The organism is Pseudomonas sp. PP3, assembly GCF_905336995.1.
Taxonomy (GTDB): Bacteria; Pseudomonadota; Gammaproteobacteria; order Pseudomonadales; family Pseudomonadaceae; genus Aquipseudomonas; species Aquipseudomonas reinekei.
In genome coordinates this window covers 2,906,543-2,931,636 of record NZ_HG995459.1, presented here as the reverse complement: position 1 = coordinate 2,931,636, position 25,094 = coordinate 2,906,543, and the positions used below count along the sequence as shown (strand labels likewise).

Sequence of the window (25,094 nt, the reverse complement as noted above, 5' to 3'; positions counted from 1 at the left end):
GCCCGCGAAGAGGCCGTACCAGCCAACATAAATGCTGTCTGACCCACGGCCATCGCGGGCAAGCCCGCTCCTACAGGGGATAGCGTGAGGCTTAGTAAAGGCATTCCACGGCCATGGCCGTCGCTTCGCCACCACCGATGCAGATCGCTGCAACGCCACGTTTCAGGCCTTTCTGGCGCAATGCCGAAAGCAACGTCACCAGAATCCGCGCACCCGACGCACCAATCGGGTGGCCCAGGGCGCAAGCGCCACCGTGTACGTTGAGTTTCTCGTGGGGGATTTCCAGATGGGTCATCGCCGCCATGCCAACCACGGCGAAGGCTTCGTTGACTTCCACCAGATCCACTTCATTGAGCGACCAGCCGGTTTTCTTCATCAACTTTTTGATGGCGCCAATCGGTGCCACCGGGAACAGGCCCGGCGTATCGGCGAACGCCGCGTGGCCATGGATCACCGCCAACGGCTTCAGCCCGCGCTTATCGGCTTCGGAGCGACGCATCAGCACCAGCGCCGCCGCGCCGTCGGAGATCGAGCTGGAGTTCGCCGCCGTCACGGTACCGCCTTCGCGGAACGCCGGTTTCAGTGAAGCGATCTTGTCCAGTTTGGCCTTCGGCGGCTGTTCGTCATTGCTGATGGTCACCTGCTCTTTGCCGACGGTCACGGTCAGCGGCACGATCTCGTCCTTGAAGCTGCCGTCCTTGATCGCCTGTTGTGCGCGGGTGGTGGAAGCAATGGCAAAGGCATCCTGCGCCTCGCGGCTGAAACCGTTGGTTTCGGCGCAATCCTCGGCGAAGGTGCCCATCAGGCGGCCCTTGTCGTAGGCGTCCTCTAGGCCGTCGAGGAACATCGAATCCTGAACCTTGCCATGGCCCATGCGGTAGCCGCTGCGGGCGCGATCCAGCAGGTACGGCGCGTTGGACATGCTTTCCATGCCCCCGGCGATGACCACTTCGGCGCTGCCGGCAACCAGCATGTCATGGGCCAGAATGGCCGCTTCCATGCCCGAGCCACACATCTTGTTGAGGGTGGTGCAGCGGGTGGATTTGTCCAGCCCGGCGCCCAGTGCCGCTTGGCGCGCCGGGGCCTGGCCGAGGCCGGCAGGCAGTACGCAGCCGAACAGCACTTCATCGACCGCACCGCTGGCGACACCGGCGCGTTCGACCGCAGCCTTGATCGCCGCAGCGCCGAGTTGCGGTGCGGTGAGGCTTTTCAGATCGCCCTGAAAACCACCCATCGGGGTGCGGACGGCGCTGACGATGACAATCGGATCGTTGGAAAGGCTCATGACAAATCCTCCTTATTTCGCGGCCATGCGCAAGGCACCGTCGAGACGGATCACCTCGCCATTGAGCATGCTGTTTTCAATGATATGCCGCACCAGCGCGGCGTACTCGGCAGGCTTGCCCAGACGCGGCGGGAACGGCACACCGGCGGCCAGGGAATCGCGCACTTCCTGGGTCATGCCGGCCATCATCGGCGTTTCGAAAATGCCCGGGGCGATGGTCATCACACGGATGCCGAAGCGCGCCAGTTCCCGGGCGGCAGGCAAGGTCAGGCTGACAATCGCACCTTTGGACGCCGCGTAGGCCGCCTGGCCGATCTGGCCATCGTAGGCCGCAGCGGATGCGGTATTGATGATCACGCCGCGCTCACCATCGGCGTCCGCCTCGGTTTCGGCAATTGCCGCCGAGGCCAGGCGCAGCATGTTGAAGCTGCCGATCAGGTTGACGTTGATCACCTGACTGAAGCTGGCCAGCGCGTGCGGACCGTTCTTGCCGAGGACTTTCTCGCCGCGCACGATGCCGGCGCAATTGACCAGGCCATTAAGGCCGCCAAACGCTTTGACCGTCGCCTGCACCGCTGCTTCAGCCGCCGCTTCATTGCTGATGTCCGCGACCACGCTTTGTGCGCCCAGGCGCTGGGCCTGAGCTGCAACCGCTTCGGCATTCATGTCCACCAGCATCACCTTGGCACCGGCCGCGACCAACATTTCAGCGGTGGCCGCACCGAGGCCGGAAGCGCCGCCGGTGACGAGAAAAACCTTGTTTTCGATCTGCATCATTGTTTCCTTGGATTCAAGCTGAAACGTTCTTCGCCGCGGCCTCTTGAGCCTTGGCGATCTCCTGATTGCGCAAGATAAAGCGCTGCAATTTGCCGCTTGGGGTTTTCGGCAACTCGCTGACAAATTCGATTTCACGGGGGTACGAGTGCGCCGCCAGGCGTTTGCGCACATGTTGACGCAGCTCTTCGGCCAGCTCGGGTTCGGCGCGGTACTGCGGGTTGAGCACGACGAAGGCTTTGACCAGCTCGGTGCGCTCGGGGTCGGGCTTGCCGACGACGGCGGCTTCAACCACGGCCGGGTGTTCAATCAGCGCACTTTCCACATCGAACGGACCGACGCGGTAACCCGAGGTGGTGATCACGTCATCGCTGCGACCGACAAAGCTGATGCTGCCGTCCGGGTTCCACTCGACGGTATCGCCGCTCAGGTAGTAATCACCGACGAAGGCCTTGGTCGGCGCGCCTTCGTAACCGGCGAACCAGCACATCGGCGACTGAGTGCGGTCGATGGCGAGGATGCCCGGCTGGCCGACATCCAGTTCTTTGTATTGATCGTCCAGCACCACGATGCGGTGTCCCGGCGAGGCAAAACCGGCAGCGCCCATGTGGATCGGGTGTTCCAGCGCGTGGTGATTGCACAGCACCATGCCGAGTTCAGTCTGGCCGTAGTGGTCGTGAATGACCACACCGAGCTGGTCGGCGAACCAGCGGATCACCTCAGGGTTCAACGGTTCGCCAGCGCTGCTGACGATGCGCAGCTTGCCCTTGATCGACTTGGCGAACTCATCGCCGCCGGCAATCAACAGACGATAAGCCGTCGGCGAACCGGTGAGATTGGTGATGCCGTATTTGTTGATGACGCGGCAAGTGCTTTCGACGGTGAACGGGCCATCGTAAAACGTGATCGGGTGCCCCATGGCCATCGGGCCGGTCACACCGAAATAGATGCCGTAGGCCCAACCCGGATCGGCCACGTTCCAGAACGCATCTTCCGGGCGCAGATCGACGGCGTCGCGGGTGTAACTCTGGAACGCGACGATGGCTTTGAGCGGTACCGACAGGGCTTTCGATGGGCCGGTGGTGCCAGAGGTAAACATCAGCAGGAACGGATCTTCGCCGGTCAACATCACCGGTTCGCAAACATTGGCGTAATTGGCCAGTTCGGCCCAGAAGCTGAAGTCGCCCTGGACGATGCCTTGGCCTTTTGCACCGCCGACGGTGACGATGGTCGGGCAATCGGCGACGTCGGCGAGTTTCGAGCGGTTGACCGCGTCAGTCACCACTACTTTGGCGCCCGAACTGGAGAGGCGATGTTCGATGGCCTTGGGGCCGAACGCCGTGAACAACGGCTGGTAGACCGCGCCGATGCGCCAGGTGGCGAATACGGTGATGAGCAATTCGATGTTACGGGGCAACAGGCCGGCGACTTTGTCGCCTTTTTTCACGCCCTGGGCCAACAGGAAATTGGCAAAGCGCGCGGCTTTGTCTTGCAGGTCGGTGAAGGTGTACGTGGCGCTGGCGCCGTCGCGTCCTTCCCAAAACAGTGCGATTCGACCGGGCAACGCATGGCGGTCGCAACATTCGACGCAGGCGTTGAGGGCTGTCAGATCACCCGCGAGTGCGGCGTCGACGGTGTGCTGATAATTGAACTGTGAAACAGCAGACAAATAATCGCGCATTGCCAGAATCCCTCAGTATTTTTATTAGGTGGGGGGAACCGTAACTAACAGGGAAATACTCGCTCTGCGCTGCGTGTCGGGCAATGGTCAAAGTTATCAAGTTGCTTGACTGGTTTGGCCAAGATCCAGGAAGTGCAGTGCCTGTGAGGGCCTCATCGCGAGCAAGCTCGCTCCGACGTCAGCCCGGACGATGCAAATCCTGGATCAATGGGATTCGTTGAGAATCAAACTCCGGTAATGCCCCGGATTGGACCCCGACCACTTGCGAAACGCCTTGTAGAACGAACTCGCATCGGCAAACCCCAGCCGCGTGGCGATGTCGGCGAAGCTGATGCTCGGCTCGGCCAGCCAGACAATCGCCAGCTCCTTGCGCACGCTGTCCTTGATTGCTTGATAGGTCTGGCCTTCCTCGGACAACCGACGACGCAGGGTCGAAGCCGACATGCACAGGCGTTGCGCCAGGGCTTCGGTTTCCGGCCATTGCTCGGCGGGCAGTTGTCGCAAGTCGTGCTTGATCCGGCTGGCGAGGCTTTGCGGATCGCGATACTTGACCAGAATGTTGGCCGGCGCATGCGCGAGGAAACGCTGGAGTTCTTCCGCCGTGCGCTTGATCGGCAGGTCGAGGCAATCGGCAGAGACAATCATCCGCGTGCGTGGCCGGTCGAAACGCAGGTTCTCGGAAAACATCACCTGATAGTCATCGCAAAAATCCGGCTGCGAGCAGCGCAACTCGATGGCCAGGATCGGAATCCGCCGCCCCGCCAGCCAGCACGCCACGCCGTGCACGATCATCCAGTAGGTGAAATAGGTGAAGGCGCGGCGTGGATCATGGTCGTCCTCCAGCAGGACGATTTCTGCCAGGCTTTGCTGACGGACCAATTCGGCGGGCATGCGTTCAAGCATTAACGACAGGAAGCCCAGGCCGCTGGTGAGCCCCACCGCCACGCTCGGCTGGATCATGGCGCAGCGGCACAGAAACTCGAAGCTGCCGGACTTGAGCTTGCGCGGGTCCATGCCGAAAAACTCATCATCCCCACGCTGGGCCAGCAAGCGCCAGAGTCGCGCGTATGCCGTGGCCGGGACCCGCGCGGCGCTGTTGTTCAACAGCAAAGGCTCGATGCCGACCTTGTGCAACACCTCGTCGGTGACAACGCCCGGGGCGCAGCTTTGCAACAGCGCTTCACGCACCAGTTGGATGGAGATGGTGTCTTTTTCCGACATTGAGCGCGGCAAGCCCTGTTCTTGTTTGAGTGGTGGGCATATTAGCGCAGCCCGTATGTGCAAAGGAGATCCTTGTGGCAGCGGGCTCTCACAGGATGCTGCGTGATCTTGCAAACTGTTCAGCTTAGGTTCAGCTAAATGTCAATCAGTCCCATATGGTAATGAGTGTCATTATGTTACAACTTAGCACCCTATCTAAATCCGTGACGGTGCTGAATGCTCGTTCCTTTTCTGATCATGCTGCGCGAAGGTATCGAGGCGGCGTTGATCGTCGGCATCATCGCCAGTTACCTCCAACAGACCGGTCGCGGGCAATGGATGCCCGTCGTGTGGATCGGCGTCTTTCTTGCCGCCGCCCTCGCCCTGCTGGTAGGCGGAGGCCTGGAACTGGTCAGCGCTGAATTCCCGCAAAAACAACAGGAACTGTTCGAAGGTGTGGTCGGCCTGGTGGCCGTGGGCATCTTGAGTTCCATGGTGTTCTGGATGCGCAAGGTGGCGCGTTCGATCAAACATTCGCTGCACGCGGCCCTCGATCAGGCACTGACCGGCTCCAGACACCAGGTGACCGCACTGATCGCCATGGTGTTTTTCGCCGTGGCCCGGGAAGGCCTGGAAACGGTGTTCTTCCTGCTCGCCGTATTCCAGCAAAGCGAAGGCCCGGCGGCACCGATCGGCGCCCTGCTCGGCCTGATCCTGGCCATCGTCGTCGGCTTCCTGATCTACACCGGCAGCATGCGTCTGAACCTCGGCGCGTTCTTTCGCTGGACCGGGTTGTTCATCCTCGTGGTGGCTGCCGGCATTCTCGCCAACTCCGTGCAGGCGCTGCATGAAGCCGGGGTGTGGAACCACCTGCAAACCGTGCTGTTCGACATCAGTGCGACGCTGCCGATGGATGGCCCGCTGGGCTCGGTGCTGGCCGGCATGTTCGGTTATCAGGATGCGCCAACCCTCAGCACCCTCGGTGCTTATCTGGGTTACCTGGCGGTGGCGCTGGTGATGTTTTTCCTCCCGGCCCCTGCCCCATCCAGACAGTCTTCTTCCGTTTCCAGCCAGTAAGGGCAACCATGCCAAACCAACCTCCTTCCCAGGCCTCCCCTCCCCGCGCCTTGCGCTGGGCGGTGGCCGGTTCGGTGATCGTGATGATCGCCGCCGGTGGCCTGTTCTACTACGCCTCGAAAATGGCCGCCGCCAAACGCCAGGCCAACCACAACGAAGTGCTGGTGACCATTCACCCGCACAACTGCGAACCCAATGCGCTGACGGTGCCGGCCGGTCGCGCCAGTTTTCGCATCGTCAACCGCTCGGATCGGGCCGTTGAATGGGAAATCCTCGACGGCGTGCTGGTGGTCGAGGAACGCGAGAACATCGCGCCCGGACTGAGTCAGGTGATCAACGCCAACCTCGTGCCTGGCGACTATGCGATCACCTGCGGCCTGTTGAGTAACCCACGCGGCACCCTGCACGTCACGCCGACGGCGGCGTCCGATGCAGCGGCCAAGGCCAGGCCATCGATGGTGGCGTTTGTCGGGCCGCTGTCAGAGTTTCGCGTGTACTTGAGCCTCCAGGGCACAGTGCTGATCAAAGCTGTGACCGCCCTCGAGCAAGCCATCGAAGCCGGCGACTTGAGCGAGGCTCAGGCCCTCTATCTGCCAGCCCGTGCGGCATATCAACGACTGGCCCCCGCCGCCCAACGCATGGCTGAGCTGGACAACGCGATCAACGTCCGCGCCGATTACTTCGAGAAGCGCGAGCAGGATCCGGGTTTCATCGGCTTCCATCGCCTCGAATACGCGCTGTTCCAACAGCGCGACATCGATGGACTGGCTCCTGTCGCCCAGCGTCTGCTCGCCGACGTCACCCGCCTCAAACAACAACTGCTGGCCCAATCGCTGCCGCCGGAACAGCTGGTGAGCATTCTGGTGCGCAACCTCAACGGCCTTGCTGAGGTGCGCGCCATTAGCGGCGAAGAGGAACGCTACAGCCACACTGACTTGAACGGTTTCATCGGCAACCTCGACGCCGCGCGCAAAGTCGTCGAACTGCTGCGCCCATTGTTGACCACGTCCGCCGCCGAGCTGCTGCCGACCATCGATACCGCGCTCAATGCATTCGATACCGAGCTCAATGGCTTCAAGGTCAACGACGCTTACGCCAGCTACGACAGCGTCAACGCCGAACAGCGCACACAGATCGCCGACAAGGCCAAGGCCCTGGCCGACGCGCTCGATGGCATTGATCCCGCCCTTGGCCTTTCCGGCCTGTAAGCAGAAGAGCCTTTTCAGATGAACGATTCAGAGCCATTCAACCTTCAACGTCGCCGGGTACTGATGGGCATGGGCGCCGCCGGTGTCGCCCTGGCCGGTACAGCATTGAGCTGCCCCGCCATGGCCGCCAGCCCCGCGCAGGTCACCGAAGCCCCACGCAGCGATACAACCGAAGACCATCACAACTTCCACGGCACACATCAAAGCGGCATCGTCACCCCGCGCCCGGCGTCCGGCATGTTGGTGTCGTTTGATGTACTCGCCACTGATCGCGAAGACCTGGAACGCCTGTTCCGCACCCTCAACGAGCGCATCGCGTTCCTGATGAAGGGCGGTCCGGTGCCTCAGGTCGACCCGAAACTGCCACCGGTGGATTCAGGGATTCTCGGCCCGGTCGTGACGCCGGATAACCTGACCGTCACCGTCTCGGTTGGCGAGTCTCTGTTCGACGAACGATTCGGCCTGGCCGACGCCAAGCCCAGGCGCCTGATCCGCATGGTCGGTTTCCCCAACGATGCGCTCGACGCCGATGGCTGCCACGGCGACCTGAGCCTGCAGTTTTGCGCCAACACCGCCGACACCAATATTCACGCCTTGCGCGACATCGTGAAAAACCTGCCGGATCTGTTGCTGGTGCGCTGGAAACAGGAAGGCAGCGTGCCGCCCCAGGCGCCTGCGAAACCCGGCGTGCCAGCGCAGAGCGCACGCAACTTCCTCGGTTTTCGCGACGGTTCCGCCAACCCCGATTCCAACGATGCCAAGGCCATGGACAACATCGTCTGGGTCCAGCCCGGCAGCGACGAACCGGCCTGGGCCACGAACGGCAGCTATCAGGCGGTTCGGATCATCCGCAATTTTGTCGAGCGCTGGGACCGCACGCCGTTGCAGGAGCAGGAAAGCATTCTTGGCCGAGTCAAAAGCAGCGGCGCGCCCATGGGCGGCACCCATGAAACACAAGTTCCGGACTACGCCAAGGACCCCGAAGGCAAGTTGACCAAACTTGACGCGCACATCCGCCTGGCCAACCCGCGCACTGCCGAGACCCAGGCCAACCTGATCCTGCGTCGGCCGTTCAATTACTCCAACGGCGTCAACAAGAACGGTCAGCTCGACATGGGCCTGTTGTTCATCTGCTACCAGGCGGATCTGGAGAAAGGCTTTATCACCGTGCAAACCCGCCTCAATGGCGAGCCGCTGGAGGAATACCTCAAACCGGTGGGCGGCGGTTACTTCTTCACCCTGCCCGGCGTGACGGGCGACCAGGACTTCATCGGTCGCTCCCTGCTGGCTGCTACGCAACCCACAAAAACCGCATGAACACCGCAACACGGAGCCGTCCCATGAAGAAGTCGTCACTGGCGTTAATGCTGACCCTAGGCTTGCTCAACACCCCGTTTTCAGCGTTCGCGGCCACGGCGCCGCTGGCGTTGGTGCAGCCGATTTCCGACTACAAGATCTACGTCACCGAGCAACTCGATGAGCTGGCCAGCCACACCCGGCAGTTCACCGATGCCGTGAAAAAAGGCGACCTGGCCGCCGCAAAAAAACTCTATGCGCCGACCCGGGTTTACTACGAGTCAATCGAGCCGATCGCCGAGCTGTTCAGTGACCTCGATGCCTCCATCGACTCCCGTGTCGACGACCATGAAAAAGGCGTGACCGCCGAAGACTTCACCGGTTTTCACCGCATCGAATATTCGTTGTTCTCACAGAACAGCACCAAGGATCTGGGCGACCTGGCGGACGGTTTGGACAAAGACGTCAAAGACCTGCAAACGCGCGTCGCCGGCCTGACTTTCCCACCGGAAAAAGTTGTCGGCGGTGCCGCCGCGCTGCTCGAAGAAGTGGCGGCCACCAAGATCTCCGGCGAGGAAGATCGCTACAGCCACACCGACCTGTATGACTTCCAGGGCAACATCGACGGCGCGCAGAAAATCGTCGACCTGTTCCGTCCGCACATCGAAGAACAGGACGCTGCGTTCGTCGCCAAAGTCGAGAAGAACTTCACCACGGTGAACACCATCCTGGCCAAGTACAAGACCAAGGACGGCGGTTTCGAGACTTACGACAAAGTGAAAGAAAACGACCGCAAGGCGCTGGTCGGGCCGGTCAATACACTGGCTGAGGATTTGTCGACGTTGCGGGGGAAATTGGGGTTGAACTGAGGGTTGAGATCACCACCGGCCTGCGACTGATATCAATATCAGTCGCAGGATTTCTGGCTTCATGGATGGCGATAGGGTTGCGGATGGGTTCTTGTCGGTGTGTTTCTGATCGACCCTAGGCCGTCAGCTCCATGAAATTGTCGAGCGCCCGGCCAATCGGGTTGCCGTTTCTATCCAGCGCATACCATTTTCCGTTTTCCCGAATCGCCTTTATTTCGGTACCGTCGACAATGCCGCTGACATTATTGACAACTGTGTTCACCCGACTGGGTTGAAATGGCGCAGCGGCCGCGCCGGCATGACCACCAAAAAACGCCCTGAGGCGATCCGTGCACGCCTGCATACGCGCAACTCCGTCTTTGGTCAACGCGAACACGCCACTCTTGAATAGCTTGGGCAAACCGCTAACGGCTCTTGCGACCCCTCCTGTGACAAGGCCTGAGACCCCTACGAACACGCCTCGGACACCGTCCAGCGGGTTAATCAATGAAACCATGGTCTTCCCGGCAATTTTGAACGCTTTAACGGCCTTGGCCGTGGTAGAGGAAGCAGCCCCTACTGCAGCCACCCCCTTGCTCATCCCACTCGCGATCGTGTTCAGGCCGGAAATTGCATCCGCAAAACAACCAAAGGCTCCGTTTATGAAGCGCATTCGCTCCCCTGATTGCAAATCTGTGACAGCGGCATAGAAAGGAATAAGCTGCAGCAGAAAATTCTTTAATTTTTCCTGATCTGCACGTTTTTCCTCTTCGGTGGTGGTGCCGTGGGCTTTTTCAAACAGTGAATCCCATTCTCCTTTAAGCAGATTGTCGTTAACGATTCTGTCGACAATATCCAGGGTCCTTTTTGAAAAGTAACTGTCTGGCACGGACTGACGCTCTTCCACTCGAGACGCGTCGGCGGGAAGGGCTTCACCCAGTTTTTCGATAATAAGCTTTTGCGATACGGTGCCAGCTATCGGCACGGAGCCTCTTGCATAGGCGGAAAAATCAAACGGCAAGGCAGTTCCGCGTTGTGAAGTCGTCGCGACCGTCTGTCCCCTACCCGTTCTCACCCGATCGTATTGCTTTTTACCATCGAGTGGTAACTCATAAGGTAAATCCGTGCGTTTGATAATTGACATCCGCCCCGGAAACACTTCGAAATAGCTAACCTTTTTAGCTTCGCCGTCTGGATACTCGCAGCGCAACAGTGTTCCTTGGCGCCCAAGGAATGCCGCCCGGTGCTTTGGTTCTTCATCTTCTTCAGGCATTCCCGTTTCTTCGCGCAACGTAAAAAACTGCACTTTTCCAAACTCAAGGCTCTGACGATCTTCCAGCGGCAACGTCGCAATCAGGTTTTTTGTCGCGGTAACAAAACCGTGCTTGCGCGCATTAAAAAAGCTATCTACGGATGTCTTCAAGCCTTTATGCAAATCGGGCAACTTCCCCCAGCCGGCGTCAAACTGCGCATCCGTCATCTGTACATTTCGCATTTCCCAAGCGCCTGAAGAAATTTTTCCCTCCATGTAAGCGTCGACGAGCGATTTCGTTTCGCCCTGATACGCTATATTGAACTCTTCAATACCCCGCGGGCCGATCATTACTTTATCAATGGGTACCTGTTTCCCCTGCGTTGGTTGCGGTCTTCCCTCCGAAGATTCCAGTGGCATCTCGGGTGTATTGGGGAAAGCACGCCTGAGTTCTTTAGCTGCAATTTCTCTTCGTGTCACCAGTTCGCGCTCGAACCCTTCCACTGCTTGAGAATATTCCGCTCTCTGGGTCGCAAACTTTTCCGCGGCGATCATATAGTCGCTGGCAGAATACGAAGATGCCCCGCGCTGTTGAACAACACCGTTCATCGCTGCCCATGTCATCAACGTATCAAACGCAAGGCTCCTGAACAGAAATTGCAGCTCAGGCGTAGTGGGCGCGAGCATCGCAAGTGATATCAACTGTTCGATGGTCATAATGCGCGAACTCCCGGGATTCACAGACTCGGCAATAGCGACCCCCAGGCTTAAAGTCACCCAGGTCGCCGTGCCCACCTGAATCCCTAAGCTGGGACCCCGCGTGAGAAATTCCGGGGCTACGTCTGCCAGAAACAAATGCGCAATCAGTGGCGCAGCCTGCGAACTCACACCCTTTTTATCGATAAGGTGTTGTTCAATCTCTAAACGCACTTCTGCCAAATCACGCCCCAGATTTTTTGGCTGGTAGACGTTATAGCCAGCAATGTTTCCTGGCACGCCGGGAGCGTCAGGATCGACTTCCAGTTTAATCGCCGCCAGCAACAGATTCTGATAGTGCTCGGGCGAAGCCGTTTCTCCCGCGCCATACCAGTTCAGCGCCCCGAGCAATTGGCGCCCACAGACAGCGGATTGGTTTTTTTCAAGTATCTGGCTCAGTAACTCATCGGCGCTATTGCGCCGCCATTCCACGGATGTTTTTTGCAGCAGGTCCGCGCCCAGTTCATCGATAATTGAGCTGGAACTGCTTGAAAACCCGCTTGCCACACTAATAACTTTCGCTCTTTCGGCTGCGGTGAGCTGTATCGGTGAAGGGTCTTTCGCCAGTAACTCGGCGCCGTAGTCGCCCAGTGGCGTGGCCTGAGGTAAAGACGTTTGCAGCCATCGAATAATATTGCGGACTTCGCCTACGGTTTTGGGGGCACTAAATCCGCTGAAGGTGAGTATCTGCGGAAAATCAAAGTTCAACGGAGCGTACAGCGCATTTCCCGTGTCCTTCACCATGCGCAGCAGCGCATTGAAAGGGCCAGTCAATGTACTTTGACGGTTGACCAGATCTGTCAGGTCATACCATTGTGAGTCGTGAATAAAGACCTCGATTTTGTTCTCACTGATCCTGACAGGCAGCAAACTGGCATCGATATTCTCGCCCGCACAGAGCGTAATCATTTCCGGCAGCTCGAAAAAATCATTCAAGTGATGAAGTATTGCCAAGCTCTTGTGCGCCAGCGGCGAGTCGCCGGCACTTTCACTGTATTGACCGGACAACGACAGGTTCATTTTGTCAGGCTTGTCTTTGACCCACTCTCCCAACTCTTTGATCAGCGTTTCCCGTGCTTTCGCCTCTCTGATCAACTCCTTGACGCTATGACACTCTTTACCCAGCGCGATCCTTTCTTCATCAGTGATTTCAGGCCATCCCTCCCGTTTGAGTCGATTGGCGAGTTCGCCAGCTTCCTCCTCGGAGGTCGGCGGCGCTACCCCATAAAAATCAAGCATGACGTTACACGGGACAAGCTTCTGCTCTTCATTCACATAAGGTAAACCGAAGTCGCCAAGATCAAGTACCTCCCTGGCGGCGAGCACTTGTTTTGATACCTGCCACCATCCTGAGGTATCGCACAAGGTAAACGTTTCGATGCGGCTCGGATCGTCACGGGAAGTGCGACCGGATACCGAGCCCTCATGGACCTTCACTGTATCCAGCGCCAAGCCCTTGGATTCGAACCATGCAAGCACCTTGGGATCATTCAAGGCTTGTTTATAAAGTTCCAGCGGTTTATCGATCAAACAGCCTGCCGGAACTGGCAACGAAATATTTTGCCCGGATTCCAATTGCCTAAGCATGCTCGTTTGTAAGGCTCGATCAGCTTGTGAGGAGATATCCGAATCACTTGCCAGGATGAGCACCGTGTTCGGAAGCTGTTCGCCTTGTTGTCTGCCGTCGGGGGGTTGGGTGATTTGCCCGTTTCCATTTCGGCCAGGCACTACGCTCAACACTTGCTGATTGCCGTCAGTGCTCGATGGGATCGGCTTTAGGTTATTTCCGCTGCTTTGCGTGCCCGAAAGCGACTGGGAGATTCGGGTTGTTGGCGTGGAAGAATCAGGTTCGTTCCGAGATGTTGCCATGGTAGTGGTCGTACTTATAGCGGCAGGTGACGCTGGCATCTTTTCAGCTTCCTTTCAAATGAATACGTGACGCCAGCCTAAAACGCACGCCTGAAAGGAACTATAAAATTACGCTCTGCCGCTAATGGGTTCTCCCGTATCGCCGCCCCGCAGAACGGCTACAAAATTCGATAGAGCAACCGCTCGATCCGCACCCGGCTGACACGTTTGAGAAACTTCGCAACCCCCGCCGGGTATTCCGGCAAGGTCTCCAGGTCCTGATAACGCTCGATGCGCCGGGTGTGCTGGAAGATCTGCGCGAGTTCCGTTCGCCGTGGCTCCAGCAGCTCGCCTTTGGGATCATCGATCAGCAAGGCGTTTTCCAGATCGAGGCGAAACGCTCGCGGGTTGAGGTTGTTGCCGGTCAGCAAGGTGTAGCGCTGATCGATCCACATGCCCTTGAGGTGGTAGGTGTTGTCGCCATCCTTCCACAGGTGCAGGTTCAACTGACCGCTGTCGATGTTGCGCTGATGGCGCTTGGCGAAGCGACGCAGGCTGATTTCGTAGAGGTAAGGCAACGCCGAGATCACCTTGAACGGCTCGCTCGGCGGGATGTAGAAATCGTTGGCGGTCTTGTCGCCGACCACGATGTCGATCTTCACACCCCGCGCCAGCGCCCGGTTGATTTCCCGGGTGACGGCCAACGGCAAATTGAAGTACGGCGTACAGATGGTCAGTTGATGCTTGGCGCTGCCGATCAACTCGCCGATCACCCGGCTCAGCGGATTGTTCTTGCCCACGCCCAGTAACGGACTGACGGACAGACCGCTCTTGTCCGTGGAGCCCTGGGTGGTGTCGTACGCGGCGTGCTTGAGGCGGCTGCGCAGATCGCCAATGTCGTTGCGCAAGCTGCGGGTGGTCGGGAGGTTCGGCAGGTCGAGGCGATGCACCGCTTTGGAGGCCACCAGGCCATGCTGAACAAGATGCTGCATCGAGTCAGCCAAAGCGCTGTTGTTCAACAGGTGATAACGGTCGTAGCGGTACTTGTCGAGTTTGTGCAGGTAGACGTTGTTCAGGCTCGCACCGCTGTAGATCACGCAGTCATCGATAATGAAACCCTTCAAATGCAACACCCCGAACAACTCGCGGGTTTGCACCGGCACGCCATACACCGGCACTTCACTGGCGTGGGTACGGGTCATCTCCTGGTACCAGGCCGAGTTGCCCGGTTGTTTTCCGGCACCAATCAAACCGCGCTGGGCGCGCAGCCAGTCAACGACCACCACCACGTCCAGTTGTGGACGCGCCAGTTTGGCGGCGTGCAAGGCATCGAGAATTTCCTGACCGGCCTCATCCTGTTGCAGGTACAGCGCAACGATGTAGATGCGCTGAGTGGCGCTGGCGATTTTTTCCAGCAGGCAACGACGGAACTCGGCGGCGCCAGAGAGGATGGTGACGGCATCGGCGGTCAGCGGGAAACTGCGCAGTTTAGGCAGCAGGGAGCGTTTGAAAAGCGACGGCATAGGGCTCGCAATGGGTCGAATCCAGAGAGTTTGTGAGCTTACACCATGGATCGGCCCGGGTCTTGTTACTGGCTGTAATGACGCCATCGCTGGCAAGCCAGCGCCTACAGAGAAACGCGATCCCCTGTAGGAGCTGGCTAGCCAGCGATAGCGATTCATCAATAGAGCAAAAATAATATTTGACTAAGGAGAACGATCGTTCTACTGTTAGCCGCATGAACGAATTCACTAGCAACGACACACGCGACATCATTCTGGATGTCACCGAAAAGTTGATCTATAAAAGTGGCATCGCGGCCACTGGCATGGACCTTCTGGTGAAGACCGCCGGCGTCTCCAGAAAAAGTATCTACCGCTACTTCGCCAACAAGGAGGAGCTGACCGTCGCCGCCCTGCAACGCCGCGACCAGCGCTGGATGCACTGGTACAGGACCGAAGTCGGACAGGCCGAAACCCCGGCCGACCGCCTGCTCAATCTGTTCACCGTGCTCAAGTCCTGGTTTGTCTCCGAAGGCTTTCGGGGCTGCGCGTTCATCAACACCAGCGGGGAAACTGGCGACCCGCAAGACCCGGTCCGGCGGGTTGCCAAGGACCACAAACAAAAGCTGCTCGACTTCGTGTGCGAGCTGTGTACCGAATATGGTGCCGAGGATCCGCAGTTGCTGGCCAAACAACTGCTGATCCTGATTGACGGTGCCATTACCGTGGCGCTTGTAATGGGTGATCACAGTGCCGCCGATAATGCGCAATGCATGGCGCGAAAGTTATTGGACCTGTAGCCACTTAATCGAGCCCGACAACGTGTTTACAACTTTAAATTGACTCGGAGATTTAATAATGTCCAACGCCGAAGTTCGTCCGCCATTGCCGCCCTTCACCCGTGAATCGGCCATCGAAAAAGTTCGCCTGACCGAAGATGGCTGGAACTCCCGCGACCCGGCACGCGTGTCACTGGCCTACACCCTGGACACCAAGTGGCGTAACCGCGCCGAGTTCGCCTACAACCGAGAAGAAGCCAAGGGGTTCCTGACCCGCAAGTGGGCCAAGGAACTGGACTATCGCTTGATCAAGGAACTGTGGGCATTTACCGACAACCGCATCGCCGTGCGTTACGCCTATGAATGGCACGACGATTCGGGCAACTGGTTCCGCTCCTACGGCAACGAGAACTGGGAATTCGACGAGAATGGCTTGATGGCTAACCGGTTTGCCTGCATCAACGACATGCCGATCAAGGAAAGCGAGCGCAAATTCCACTGGCCGCTGGGTCGTCGTCCCGATGATCACCCAGGCCTGTCGGATCTGGGCTTGTAAACCTGGCGTGTCAGCCCTTTATTTAAGGGCGGACGAGCACTGTGGCGAGGGAGCTTGCTCCCGCTGGGCTGCGAAGCGACCCCAACATCTTGTGAGCGCTACGCACTCAAGCGGGAGCAAGCTCCCTCGCCACAAAAGCTTGCAACGCCCGAAGCGTCAGCCAATAAACGGGCCGGAACGCAAGTGATGCAGGGCTTATCCGTCAGTCTTCGCGTGCAGGCCAGACGGCTCGCCGCATCAGTTGGATACAGGTAACATACCGGCCCTTCCCCGCAGCCCTTTTCTGCGCCCCTGCCGATTAAGCCGATCCTACATGCCTTTCGAACTCAGCGTAGACCTCAGCACCCTGGCCATTCTGGCCTTCGTCGCATTCATTGCCGGTTTCATCGACGCCATTGCCGGCGGTGGTGGTCTGTTGACCACCCCGGCCCTGCTCACGGCCGGCCTGCCACCGCACCTGGTGCTTGGCACCAACAAACTCAGCTCGACCTTCGGTTCGGCCATCGCCAGTTTCACCTTCTACCGCCGCAAATTGTTCCATCCCCGGCAATGGGTACACGCTATCGTTGGCACCTTGGTCGGCGCGCTGACCGGTGCCGTGGTCGCGCATTACCTGCCGGCAGAATGGCTGAACAAGATGCTGCCGGTGATCGTGTTTGCCTGTGGCCTTTATCTGTTGTTTGGCGGCACGCCGAAAGCGCCGCTGGACAGCAACGCACCGATCAAGAAAAAGTGGCAATCGACCCAGGGTTTCACCCTCGGTTTCTATGATGGCGTGGCCGGTCCCGGCACCGGTGCGTTCTGGACCGTCAGCAGCCTGCTGATGTATCCGATCGATCTGGTCAAGGCCAGCGGCGTGGCGCGCAGCATGAACTTCGTCAGCAACGCGGCAGCGCTGTCGGTGTTCATTTTTTCCGGGCAAGTGGACTGGATCATCGGCCTGAGCATGGGCCTGTCGGTGATGGTCGGTGCCTTTTTCGGGGCTCGCACCGCCATCAGCGGCGGCGCGAAATTCATTCGTCCGGTGTTCATCACCGTGGTGCTGGGGCTGACCGTGCGGCTAGCCTGGCAACACTGGTTCAGCGTGGCCTAAACGCCGCGCCACGTAGACGTCGATCAAGTAACGTGCAATCGAGCGTGATGCCGGCAACGGCGGCAGTTCGTGCACGTTGAACCACTGGGCGTCTTCGATTTCGTCTTCCTGGCAGACGATTTCCCCACCGGCATACTCGGCATGGAAGCCGAGCATCATCGAATGTGGGAACGGCCAGCACTGGCTGCCCATGTACTGGATGTTCTTGACCTCGATCCGCACTTCTTCACGCACCTCGCGAATCAGGCAGTCCTCGGCCGATTCGCCCGGTTCGGCGAACCCCGCCAAGGTGCTGTAGACCCCGGTAACGAACCGTGGCGAGCGTGCCAGCAGCACTTCATCGCCACGGGTGACCAACACGATCATGCTCGGCGAGATCCGTGGGTAGCTGCGCAGATCGCACGGTTGGCAATACATTGCCCGTTCGCGCGGCACCTGGGCCATGGCTTGACCACAATTACCGCAAAAACGATGCTCTCGGGCCCAGGTGCCGATCTGCGCGGCGTAACCGAGCACCTTGTACACCGTGTGATCGCCTTCGAGCATGAACGCCCGCAAGCCTTTCCAGTTGCAGCCTGGTACTTCAGCGGGGCTGCGTAACTCCAGCAGGTACACCGGCTCGCCGTCGAGGTGGCCGATGCCATGTTCGGCGAGAACCGGCAGGTCCTGGCGCTTGAGCCATTCCCGGGGGAACAGCGCCCCGTTGTCATCGAACAGGAAGCCTTCCGGGCTACGCGCCACGGCCCAGCCGCCGGGTTGGTCGGTGTCCAGTACTGCAGTGGTCCAGCGTGAAGTCATTTTTCAATCAATCCAGAAATTCGGGTTTCTGTTTGCTCATATGGGCGGCCATGGCCACGCGCAAGTCAGTGGATTGCAACATGGCGGCGTTCCAGGTGGCGACGTATTCGAGGCCGTCATCGATGCGGTGATCGCGCATGTAGCTGATCATTTCCTTGGTGCCGGTGACCGCAATCGGCGACTTGCTGGCAATTTCGCGGGCAATACCCATGACGCCGTCGAGCAGGCTGGCGGTGTCGCTGTAAACGCGATTGACCAGACCCATGCCGCGCGCTTCGTCGGCGCCGAAAGTGCGACCCGTGTAAGCCAGTTCACGCAGCATGCCGTCCCCGATGATTCGCGGCAAGCGTTGCAGCGTACCAACGTCGGCGGCCATGCCAATGTCGATTTCCTTGATCGAGAATTGTGCGTCTTCGGCGGCGTAACGCATGTCGCAGGCGGCGATCAGGTCGATGGCACCGCCCAGGCAATAGCCCTGGATGGCGGCGAGCACCGGTTTACGGCAATTGTCGACGGCGTTGAAAGAGGCTTGCAGGGTGAGGATTTTGCGTCGCAGCAGGCGCGCGTTGCGCCCGACGTCCTTGCCCAGTTCATTGGCCACACCGGCCAGCATCATCAGATCGATGCCCGAGGAAAAATGTTTACCGGCACCGCTGAGGACCACCACGCGCACTTCGTCGGTGTCGTCGATCCACTGGAAAATCTCGACGATCTCACTCCAGAACGCAGCGTTCATCGAATTGATCTTTTCCGGGCGATTGATCTGTACATGTGCAATTTTATCGACCAGTTCGACGGTGAACGCAGTGTATTGAGACATGCCAGTGATCCTTTAGCGGGCAAAAAAGAGGCCCGAACTATAACAAGGCATTGTGGTGGGCAGTAAGGCAGTGGTTCGGCCAAATGCGGGACCAAATCACCTGCGGGAGCTAGCCTGTCAACGATAGGCCGCACCGCCGATCTGATCTGTCTTTACGTACAACAGCAAAAAAAATGAATAAATGTTCACGCTGGCGTGTTCACGTTTTGACAGTCACCCTGACACCCATGGAGCTTCACTTTGGTTCGCGAGCACCTGGGTGAAGCCTGCGTAATCAAGGGTCAACTGGATCCCGCACAGGAGCAGTTGCAGCCGATCAAACTGATGTGCCCGACTCATCGAAAACCTGACCAGTCAAACACGCGGAGGTCGCCATCGCCAGCGATCAGGCAATAAGGGCAGAACTGGGCCAGCATCTGGCGCGCTTGTGGCGTTACGGACTGCTGTTGTCCCGACAAAGGCATGTGGCCGAAGATCTGGTGCAGGCCACCTGCGTGCGGGCGCTGGAGCGGGCCGCGCAGTTTGCGCCGGGTACGCGCATGGACCATTGGCTGATGAGCATTCTGCATTCGATCTGGCTCAACGAAATACGCGCCCGTCGGGTGCGTCACGGGCAAGGCACGATAGAGGGTGAACAGGTGTTGTCGTTCGACGGTGAGTACGCAGCGCAAACCCATGTGATGGCGGCGCAGGTCATCCGCCGCGTCGATGCGCTGCCGGAAACCCAACGGGAAACCGTGTTTCTGGCTTATGTCGAAGGCTTGTCCTACCGCGAAGTCGCGGAAGTGTTGCAGGTGCCCATCGGCACTGTGATGAGCCGCCTGGCCACTGCCCGGGCCAAACTGGCGGAATACCCGCCATTGCAAGCCGTACCGAACCCCTCCACTCACGGAGAACGTCGATGAACGTGAACCCCACGGACGAGCAACTGGTGGCGTACCTCGACAACCAACTCGACAGCGAACAGCGCCAGCGCATCGACGCCGCCGTGGCCGAAGACCCGATGCTCGGCCTGCGCCTGCAATGGCTCAACCGCAGCAGCCTCCCGTTCAAGTCCGCCTACGACGAGTTGGCAAGCCAGGCTCCGGTGGATTGCATGCAAGCCATGCTCGACACCTTGCCTGCGGCACCCCGCCCGCCCCTCAGTCGCCGCTGGTTCCTCGCGGCGGCAGCCGGGCTGGTGGTGAGCGGCGTGCTCGCGGATCGTTTGTTCCTCGGCTGGCAAGCCAGTCAGGAAAACGAGAACTGGCGTCAGTTGGTGGCCGATTACATGGTGCTCTACATCCCGCAAACACTCGACCATTTGCCCAACGACGAAGCCGCCCAGCGCTCGCAATTGCGCACGATCGAGACCAGCCTGGACCTCAGCCTTGCACCGGCGCAGCTGGCGTTGCCTCGCGCTGAAATCAAGCGTGCGCAAATCCTTGAATACGACGGCGTGCCCATCGCCCAGATAACCTACCTCGACCCGGTCCACGGCCCGCTGGCGCTGTGCATCACTCGCTCCAACAGCGGCAGCCGGCATTTTGCCCGGGAGCGTCGGCACGGCATGAACATCGTTTATTGGGCCGGTATGCAACACGCGTGGATGCTGATCGGGCGCAATTCCATGACCGACCTGGAAACCATGGCCAAGTCACTACGCAGCCGATTCAGCGCCTGACCTTCCAGTATGTACGGGCTTCTGTGGCGAGGGAGCTCGCTCCCGCTCGGCGGCGCAGCCGTCGTGAATCCGGCTTGCGCGGTGTCACTGAAAGAATGCCGGGGCCGCTTCGCGACCCAGCGCGAGCAAGCTCGCTCGCCACAGGGTGATGATCTTGAGAAACCGATGAACATGGCCTGACACTACGCAGTCGATTCAGTGCCCGATCTTCTGGTATGCACAGCTCTCTGTGGCGAGGGAGCTCGCTCCCGCTCGGCGGCGCAGCCGTCGTGAATCCGGCTTGCGCGGTGTCACCGGAAGAATGCCGGGGCCGCTTCGCGACCCAGCGCGAGCAAGCTCGCTCGCCACAGGGTGATGATCTTCAGAAACCGATGAACATGGCCTGATACTACGCAGTCAATTCAGTGCCCGATCTTCTGGTATGCACAGCTCTCCGTGGCGAGGGAGCTCGCTCCCGCTCGGCGGCGCAGCCGTCGTGAATCCGGCTTGCGCGGTGTCACTGAAAGAATGCCGGGGGCCGCTTCGCGACCCAGCGCGAGCAAGCTCGCTCGCCACAGGGTGATGATCTTCAGAAACCGATGAACATGGCCTGATACTACACAGGCGATTCAGTGCCCGGTCTTCTGGTATGCACAGCTCTCCGTGGCGAGGGAGCTCGCTCCCGCTCGGCGGCGCAGCCGTCGTGAATCCGGCTAGCGCGGTGTCACTGAAAGAATGCCGGGGCCGCTTCGCGACCCAGCGCGAGCAAGCTCGCTCGCCACAGGGTGATGATCTTCAGAAACCGATGAGCATGGCCTGATGCAAGCTCGCTCGCCACAGGGGACGGTCTGTCAGTACGTGTTGGTGTCGGCAGACTTCACTAAATCTTGCACCCTTGGACACTCTCCCGCTGGCCCCGTCATCAGGGTGAATTTAACCTTGTCGCCCACCTGGAAACAGTCGTGGCCATCGGCCGTGAGATTGGTCCCGATGCGTACGGCCAGCCTGGAACAGCCGTCATTCGGCAGGACCATCGCGAACCGGGTCGACGTCGAATCGATCCAGACGTTTCTGATGGCACTGATCGTGCCGTTGCCTGTTGTTTTTATTGTGGGTGTTCCCATCACTCGCCTCCGGTCATCAGTGGGTGGCGCGACAGCTTGACTGCGTGTTTTCAATGAAACGCCGAATTGCCGTGGTTGGCTACTGACAGGAATGACAGGTCGAGTAACACTAAACCGGTGTTGGCAACCACAAGCGAAACCTGGCGCCACTCAGCGGAGAAGCCTCGACCGTTAACGTACCGCCCTGCGCCTCAAGCGCCCGTCGACTGATCGCCAGCCCCAGGCCAAACCCACCGGTGGCCCGGTCGCGGCTGCGGTCGAGGCGGTAGAACGGTTCGAAGATCCGTTCGCGCTCGTCGTCCGGAATACCGATACCATCGTCGTCCACCCAGATTTCACAGCCTTTGGGGCAGACCTGCACGCCGATCTGGATACGCTTTTCGCAGTAGCGCATGGCGTTGCGCAGCAGGTTTTGCAGGGCGCGGGCGGTCAGCCGCGGGTCGAGGGTGAAGCGTTCGAGCTGGCCGTGGAGCAACACGTCGATGACGATGTCCGGCGATTGCTCGTCATCGATACTGCCCAGGATGCTGTCGATGAACTCATCCAGCGACACCTCGACCTGTTCCGGCACCCGCGCCGGATTTTGCAGGCGACTGTAAGACAGCAACTCCAGGACCAGCTCATCGAGCTCACGAATGTGATCGACCAAGCCTTGCAGGCGCTCGCGGCTGGTAGCGGGCAAGTCGTCGGAAAGCGCCAGTGCGAGGCCGAAGTCCAGACGGGTCAGCGGCGTGCGCAGCTCATGGGAGACCGCGTTAAGCAAATCCCGCTGCTGGTTAAGCAGATTTTCGATGTCACCGGCCATGGTGTCGAACACGTTGGCCAGGCTGCCGATGTTGGAACTGGCGGCGATCCGCGTGCGCTCGCTCAGATGGCCCTTGCCGAATCGCTCCGCCGCGCTTTTCAGGCGTTCCAGATCACGCCAGTGCGGGCGCAACCACAACAACAGACACGCGAGCAGGGTCGCGCCGATCAGCACGTTGATGCTCCAGTACAACAGGCTCACGTCCATCGGGTCCGGCGGCACCACCATCTGCACCACCGTGCGCTCGTCCAGCGGCGCCACCGCCAGGGTGCGCCAGCCCCAATCCCCCACGCGCACAACGTATTCGCCGCGTTTCAAACGTTGCTGCTCGTCTACGGACAGCCCGGCGTCGTCATTCCCGCTGAGGACGATGTGCAGTGGTTGAAATTCCTTGTCCATTTGCGCCGCCAGCGCCGGCCATTGCTCACTCGGTACGGCTTTGAACTGTTTGACGATGAGGGTTTGCAGGCCTCGGGAATAATCAAGGTTGTACGTGACAAAGCGCTCGTGAAAGACCTTGATCACCAGGTCCGGCACCAGGTAGATCGCCGCGCTGAACGAGACAATGGTCACCAGGTACAGGCGAAAGAGGATTCTGAACATCGGCTCAGCATTCCCACTCGGAACGGCTGAACAGATAACCCTTGCCCCACACAGTCTTGATCTTTCGCGCCTCGCCGGCGTGGTCGTCGAATTTGCGCCGCAGCTTGGAAATCGCCACGTCCACCGAGCGGTCGGTGCCGTTGAACTCGATGCCGCGCAGGCGTTGCAGGATCTGGTCACGGCTTAGCACTTCGCCGGCATGCCGGGCCAGCACCACCAGCAGGTTGTATTCGCCGCTGGACAGCTCGACCAACTGATCACGCCAGGTCACCGTGCGCTCGGACAGGTCGATGCACAGGTTGCCCATGAGGATGCGGTCGTTGGCGGTCTGCGGTTCGCTGAGGCTGCTACGCCGCAACAAGGTGCGCACCCGAGCCAGCAGGACCCGCGGCTCGCAGGGTTTAGTCACGTAGTCATCGGCGCCCATTTCCAGCCCCAGCACCTGATCGTGGCTGTCGTCGCGGGCGGTGAGCATCAGTATTGGCAACGCGGCCGAATCGGCACGCAGCAAGCGACAGACTTGCAGGCCGTCGAGGCCGGGCAGCATCAGGTCGAGGATCACCAGGTCCGGCGGATTGAGCCGCGCCCGCTCGCGCACATGGTCGCCACGGCCGATCACGCTGACGGAGTAGCCGTTGCGTTCCAGATAGCTGGCAATCAGTTCGGCGAGGGCGGTGTCGTCTTCGACCAGGAGAATGTTGGGCATCAGGTGCTTCCAGAAAGTACGGTGGCGCCCGTCAGGTCTCATCGCTGGCAAGCCAGTACCCACTATGTGTGTACAGCCTCAACCACTGTGGGAGCTGGCTTGCCAGCGATAGCGGCCTGACAGGCGCTGAAAGAATCAAGGCTTGAAGGATATACGCCAGCACACGGATCTGAGTAAAACCCTTACACAATTTCACACAGCGCCTACAAAGCTTCACCGCTACCCTCGCCGACGCCCAGTAGGATGCTGGGGGTCATTATTGGGGTCATTCATGTCAAAGAATCTGTTAGCCAGGCTCAGCCTGATCGTACTGGCATTGGCGCTGAGCGCGTGCGACAAGGCTCCGACAGCCGAAGAACAGCCGCCACTGGCCAGTGTTCGCATCGAAACCATCGAAGCCCGGCCACTGTCGATCAGCAGCGAACTGAGCGGACGAATTGCCGCGCCGCGCATCGCTGAAGTGCGCGCGCGGGTGGCTGGCGTTGTCCTGCAACGCACCTTCCACGAAGGCACCGACGTGAAAAAAGGTGATGTGCTGTTCCGCATCGACCCGGCACCGTTCAAGGCTGACCTGGACAGCGCCGAAGCCGCGCTGCGCAAGTCCGAGGCCAATGCGTTTCAGGCAAAGCTGCTGGAACAGCGATACGCCCAACTGATCGAAGGCAATGCCATCAGCGGCCAGGACTACGACAACGCCCGGGTCGCCGTTCGGCACACCACCGCCGATGTCGCCGCCAACAAAGCCGCTGTCGACCGGGCGAAGCTGAACCTCGGCTACGCCACCGTCACCGCGCCGATTTCCGGGCGCATCGGTCGTGCGCTGGTCACCGAAGGTGCGCTGGTGGGCCAGAACGAAACCACGCCACTGGCGTTGATTCAACAGCTGAACCCGATCCACGCCGACCTGACCCAGTCGACCCGTGAACTCAACGACCTGCGGCGGGCCTTCCGTTCCGGTCAGTTGAAAGAAGTCGGCCAAGGGCAGGCCAAAGCCACATTGATTCAGGACGACGGTAGCCTCTACCCGTTGCCGGGCAAGTTGCTGTTCAGCGACATCAGCGTCGACCCGGGTACCGGCCAGATCATTCTGCGCAGTGAATTCCCCAACCCCGACCTCGACCTGCTGCCGGGCAGTTTCGTGCGCGTGCGCCTGGAGCAAGCGGTCAATCAGCAAGGCATCAGCGTGCCGCAGCGGGCGATCCAGCGGGACAGCGCCGGCATTGCCCAAGTGCTGCTGCTCGACGCCGAACAGCGCATCAGCCAGCAACCGGTTGAACTGGGCCAGGTGCAGAACGATCGCTGGGTCGTGACCAATGGCCTCAAACCCGGCGATCGCATCGTCATCGAAGGCCTGCAACACGCCCGCGCCGGCGAAAAAGTGCAGATCGACGACTCCCCTCTTCCACTTGCCCAGGTTTCTGGTCAGTAAGCAGGACGCTTG

The 25,094-nt window shown here is 59.6% G+C and carries 21 protein-coding genes; 10 read left to right on the top strand and 11 right to left on the bottom strand.

Translation table 11 applies throughout. From position 1 onward, the window contains the following. Window positions 1-91 precede the first annotated feature (91 nt). The 4 genes from KHO07_RS13370 to KHO07_RS13355 form a co-directional block, all read right to left on the bottom strand. Complete coding sequence (locus tag KHO07_RS13370; RefSeq protein ID WP_212627469.1) at window positions 92-1,285, bottom strand: acetyl-CoA C-acyltransferase; 1,194 nt, start codon at window positions 1,283-1,285, stop codon at window positions 92-94. Window positions 1,286-1,297: 12 nt separating this feature from the next. Further along, a complete protein-coding gene (locus tag KHO07_RS13365) occupies window positions 1,298-2,059 on the bottom strand; it encodes an SDR family NAD(P)-dependent oxidoreductase (protein ID WP_212627468.1) in 762 nt (253 codons plus the stop codon). Window positions 2,060-2,075: 16 nt separating this feature from the next. Next, window positions 2,076-3,740: an AMP-binding protein gene (locus KHO07_RS13360; protein ID WP_212627467.1), complete on the bottom strand. Its 1,665-nt coding sequence runs from the start codon at window positions 3,738-3,740 to the stop codon at window positions 2,076-2,078. Between the two features lie 204 nt (window positions 3,741-3,944). Beyond that, a complete protein-coding gene (locus KHO07_RS13355; RefSeq protein ID WP_212627628.1) occupies window positions 3,945-4,961 on the bottom strand; it encodes an AraC family transcriptional regulator in 1,017 nt (338 codons plus the stop codon). Window positions 4,962-5,177: 216 nt separating this feature from the next. Here KHO07_RS13355 and efeU point away from each other — a divergent pair, with 216 nt between their 5' ends. Genes efeU through efeO (KHO07_RS13335) form a run of 4 tightly spaced genes read left to right on the top strand, consistent with a single transcriptional unit; the run spans window position 5,178 to window position 9,390 of the window. After that, a complete protein-coding gene (gene efeU, locus KHO07_RS13350) occupies window positions 5,178-6,017 on the top strand; it encodes an iron uptake transporter permease EfeU (protein WP_212627466.1) in 840 nt (279 codons plus the stop codon). An 8-nt stretch (window positions 6,018-6,025) separates the two neighbouring features. Then, entirely contained in the window at window positions 6,026-7,225 is a 1,200-nt protein-coding gene (gene efeO, locus KHO07_RS13345; protein WP_212627465.1) for an iron uptake system protein EfeO, read from the top strand. A gap of 18 nt (window positions 7,226-7,243) precedes the next feature. Beyond that, window positions 7,244-8,542, top strand: coding sequence for an iron uptake transporter deferrochelatase/peroxidase subunit (efeB, locus tag KHO07_RS13340; protein ID WP_212627464.1), 1,299 nt, complete (start codon window positions 7,244-7,246; stop codon window positions 8,540-8,542). 23 nt (window positions 8,543-8,565) lie between these two features. Then, window positions 8,566-9,390 (top strand): iron uptake system protein EfeO, encoded by an 825-nt coding sequence (gene efeO, locus KHO07_RS13335; RefSeq protein ID WP_150733090.1) that lies wholly within the window; start codon window positions 8,566-8,568, stop codon window positions 9,388-9,390. A 115-nt stretch (window positions 9,391-9,505) separates the two neighbouring features. On the opposite strand, the gene KHO07_RS13330 is transcribed toward efeO (KHO07_RS13335), so the two are convergent. After that, entirely contained in the window at window positions 9,506-13,246 is a 3,741-nt protein-coding gene (locus KHO07_RS13330) for a hypothetical protein (protein WP_212627463.1), read from the bottom strand. A 158-nt stretch (window positions 13,247-13,404) separates the two neighbouring features. Then, complete coding sequence (gene pssA, locus KHO07_RS13325) at window positions 13,405-14,748, bottom strand: CDP-diacylglycerol--serine O-phosphatidyltransferase (protein WP_212627462.1); 1,344 nt, start codon at window positions 14,746-14,748, stop codon at window positions 13,405-13,407. A gap of 215 nt (window positions 14,749-14,963) precedes the next feature. Between pssA and KHO07_RS13320 the strand changes: the two genes are divergently transcribed. The 3 genes from KHO07_RS13320 (at window position 14,964) to KHO07_RS13310 (ending at window position 17,155) form a co-directional block, all read left to right on the top strand. Next, window positions 14,964-15,527 (top strand): TetR/AcrR family transcriptional regulator, encoded by a 564-nt coding sequence (locus KHO07_RS13320; RefSeq protein WP_212627461.1) that lies wholly within the window; start codon window positions 14,964-14,966, stop codon window positions 15,525-15,527. 58 nt (window positions 15,528-15,585) lie between these two features. After that, window positions 15,586-16,062: a nuclear transport factor 2 family protein gene (locus KHO07_RS13315; RefSeq protein WP_212627460.1), complete on the top strand. Its 477-nt coding sequence runs from the start codon at window positions 15,586-15,588 to the stop codon at window positions 16,060-16,062. Window positions 16,063-16,375: 313 nt separating this feature from the next. Next, the gene (locus KHO07_RS13310) at window positions 16,376-17,155 is read left to right on the top strand and encodes a TSUP family transporter (RefSeq protein ID WP_150733094.1); all 780 of its coding nucleotides are present in this window, start codon (window positions 16,376-16,378) and stop codon (window positions 17,153-17,155) included. Here KHO07_RS13310 and nudC read toward each other — a convergent pair. Both nudC and KHO07_RS13300 read right to left on the bottom strand, forming a co-directional pair. After that, window positions 17,123-17,953: an NAD(+) diphosphatase gene (gene nudC / locus KHO07_RS13305; protein WP_150733095.1), complete on the bottom strand. Its 831-nt coding sequence runs from the start codon at window positions 17,951-17,953 to the stop codon at window positions 17,123-17,125. The two genes, KHO07_RS13310 and nudC, sit on opposite strands and share 33 nt — an antisense overlap. A gap of 7 nt (window positions 17,954-17,960) precedes the next feature. Then, complete coding sequence (locus tag KHO07_RS13300) at window positions 17,961-18,773, bottom strand: crotonase/enoyl-CoA hydratase family protein (RefSeq protein WP_150733096.1); 813 nt, start codon at window positions 18,771-18,773, stop codon at window positions 17,961-17,963. 404 nt (window positions 18,774-19,177) lie between these two features. Between KHO07_RS13300 and KHO07_RS13295 the strand changes: the two genes are divergently transcribed. Together KHO07_RS13295 and KHO07_RS13290 are read left to right on the top strand one after the other, a co-directional pair. Then, on the top strand, window positions 19,178-19,678 hold the full coding sequence (locus tag KHO07_RS13295) for a sigma-70 family RNA polymerase sigma factor (protein WP_197678095.1): 501 nt from the start codon (window positions 19,178-19,180) through the stop codon (window positions 19,676-19,678). Beyond that, window positions 19,675-20,436 (top strand): transcriptional regulator, encoded by a 762-nt coding sequence (locus tag KHO07_RS13290; protein ID WP_212627459.1) that lies wholly within the window; start codon window positions 19,675-19,677, stop codon window positions 20,434-20,436. The genes KHO07_RS13295 and KHO07_RS13290 overlap by 4 nt, the downstream gene beginning before the upstream one ends. Window positions 20,437-21,266: 830 nt before the next feature. Here KHO07_RS13290 and KHO07_RS13285 read toward each other — a convergent pair. From KHO07_RS13285 to KHO07_RS13275, 3 genes are all read right to left on the bottom strand, one after another. After that, window positions 21,267-21,539, bottom strand: a complete 273-nt coding sequence (locus KHO07_RS13285; RefSeq protein ID WP_212627458.1) for a hypothetical protein — start codon at window positions 21,537-21,539, stop codon at window positions 21,267-21,269. 109 nt (window positions 21,540-21,648) lie between these two features. Continuing rightward, window positions 21,649-22,947 (bottom strand): ATP-binding protein, encoded by a 1,299-nt coding sequence (locus KHO07_RS13280; RefSeq protein ID WP_212627457.1) that lies wholly within the window; start codon window positions 22,945-22,947, stop codon window positions 21,649-21,651. A 4-nt stretch (window positions 22,948-22,951) separates the two neighbouring features. Beyond that, window positions 22,952-23,653 (bottom strand): response regulator transcription factor, encoded by a 702-nt coding sequence (locus tag KHO07_RS13275; protein WP_150733100.1) that lies wholly within the window; start codon window positions 23,651-23,653, stop codon window positions 22,952-22,954. Between the two features lie 271 nt (window positions 23,654-23,924). On the opposite strand from KHO07_RS13275, the gene KHO07_RS13270 reads away from it, so the two are divergent. Beyond that, window positions 23,925-25,082 (top strand): efflux RND transporter periplasmic adaptor subunit, encoded by a 1,158-nt coding sequence (locus tag KHO07_RS13270; protein WP_150733101.1) that lies wholly within the window; start codon window positions 23,925-23,927, stop codon window positions 25,080-25,082. The last annotated feature ends 12 nt before the right edge of the window (window positions 25,083-25,094 follow it).

Excerpts from the sequence above, each read along its gene's own strand:
- KHO07_RS13370 (WP_212627469.1), bottom strand. The coding sequence starts at position 1,285 with ATGAGCCTTTCCAACGATCCGATTGTCATCGTCAGCGCCGTCCGCACC.
- KHO07_RS13365 (WP_212627468.1), bottom strand. The coding sequence starts at position 2,059 with ATGCAGATCGAAAACAAGGTTTTTCTCGTCACCGGCGGCGCTTCCGGC.
- KHO07_RS13360 (WP_212627467.1), bottom strand. The coding sequence starts at position 3,740 with ATGCGCGATTATTTGTCTGCTGTTTCACAGTTCAATTATCAGCACACC.
- KHO07_RS13355 (WP_212627628.1), bottom strand. The coding sequence starts at position 4,961 with ATGTCGGAAAAAGACACCATCTCCATCCAACTGGTGCGTGAAGCGCTG.
- efeU (WP_212627466.1), top strand. The coding sequence starts at position 5,178 with ATGCTCGTTCCTTTTCTGATCATGCTGCGCGAAGGTATCGAGGCGGCG.
- efeO (WP_212627465.1), top strand. The coding sequence starts at position 6,026 with ATGCCAAACCAACCTCCTTCCCAGGCCTCCCCTCCCCGCGCCTTGCGC.
- efeB (WP_212627464.1), top strand. The coding sequence starts at position 7,244 with ATGAACGATTCAGAGCCATTCAACCTTCAACGTCGCCGGGTACTGATG.
- efeO (WP_150733090.1), top strand. The coding sequence starts at position 8,566 with ATGAAGAAGTCGTCACTGGCGTTAATGCTGACCCTAGGCTTGCTCAAC.
- KHO07_RS13330 (WP_212627463.1), bottom strand. The coding sequence starts at position 13,246 with ATGGCAACATCTCGGAACGAACCTGATTCTTCCACGCCAACAACCCGA.
- pssA (WP_212627462.1), bottom strand. The coding sequence starts at position 14,748 with ATGCCGTCGCTTTTCAAACGCTCCCTGCTGCCTAAACTGCGCAGTTTC.
- KHO07_RS13320 (WP_212627461.1), top strand. The coding sequence starts at position 14,964 with ATGAACGAATTCACTAGCAACGACACACGCGACATCATTCTGGATGTC.
- KHO07_RS13315 (WP_212627460.1), top strand. The coding sequence starts at position 15,586 with ATGTCCAACGCCGAAGTTCGTCCGCCATTGCCGCCCTTCACCCGTGAA.
- KHO07_RS13310 (WP_150733094.1), top strand. The coding sequence starts at position 16,376 with ATGCCTTTCGAACTCAGCGTAGACCTCAGCACCCTGGCCATTCTGGCC.
- nudC (WP_150733095.1), bottom strand. The coding sequence starts at position 17,953 with ATGACTTCACGCTGGACCACTGCAGTACTGGACACCGACCAACCCGGC.
- KHO07_RS13300 (WP_150733096.1), bottom strand. The coding sequence starts at position 18,773 with ATGTCTCAATACACTGCGTTCACCGTCGAACTGGTCGATAAAATTGCA.
- KHO07_RS13290 (WP_212627459.1), top strand. The coding sequence starts at position 19,675 with ATGAACGTGAACCCCACGGACGAGCAACTGGTGGCGTACCTCGACAAC.
- KHO07_RS13285 (WP_212627458.1), bottom strand. The coding sequence starts at position 21,539 with ATGGGAACACCCACAATAAAAACAACAGGCAACGGCACGATCAGTGCC.
- KHO07_RS13280 (WP_212627457.1), bottom strand. The coding sequence starts at position 22,947 with ATGTTCAGAATCCTCTTTCGCCTGTACCTGGTGACCATTGTCTCGTTC.
- KHO07_RS13275 (WP_150733100.1), bottom strand. The coding sequence starts at position 23,653 with ATGCCCAACATTCTCCTGGTCGAAGACGACACCGCCCTCGCCGAACTG.
- KHO07_RS13270 (WP_150733101.1), top strand. The coding sequence starts at position 23,925 with ATGTCAAAGAATCTGTTAGCCAGGCTCAGCCTGATCGTACTGGCATTG.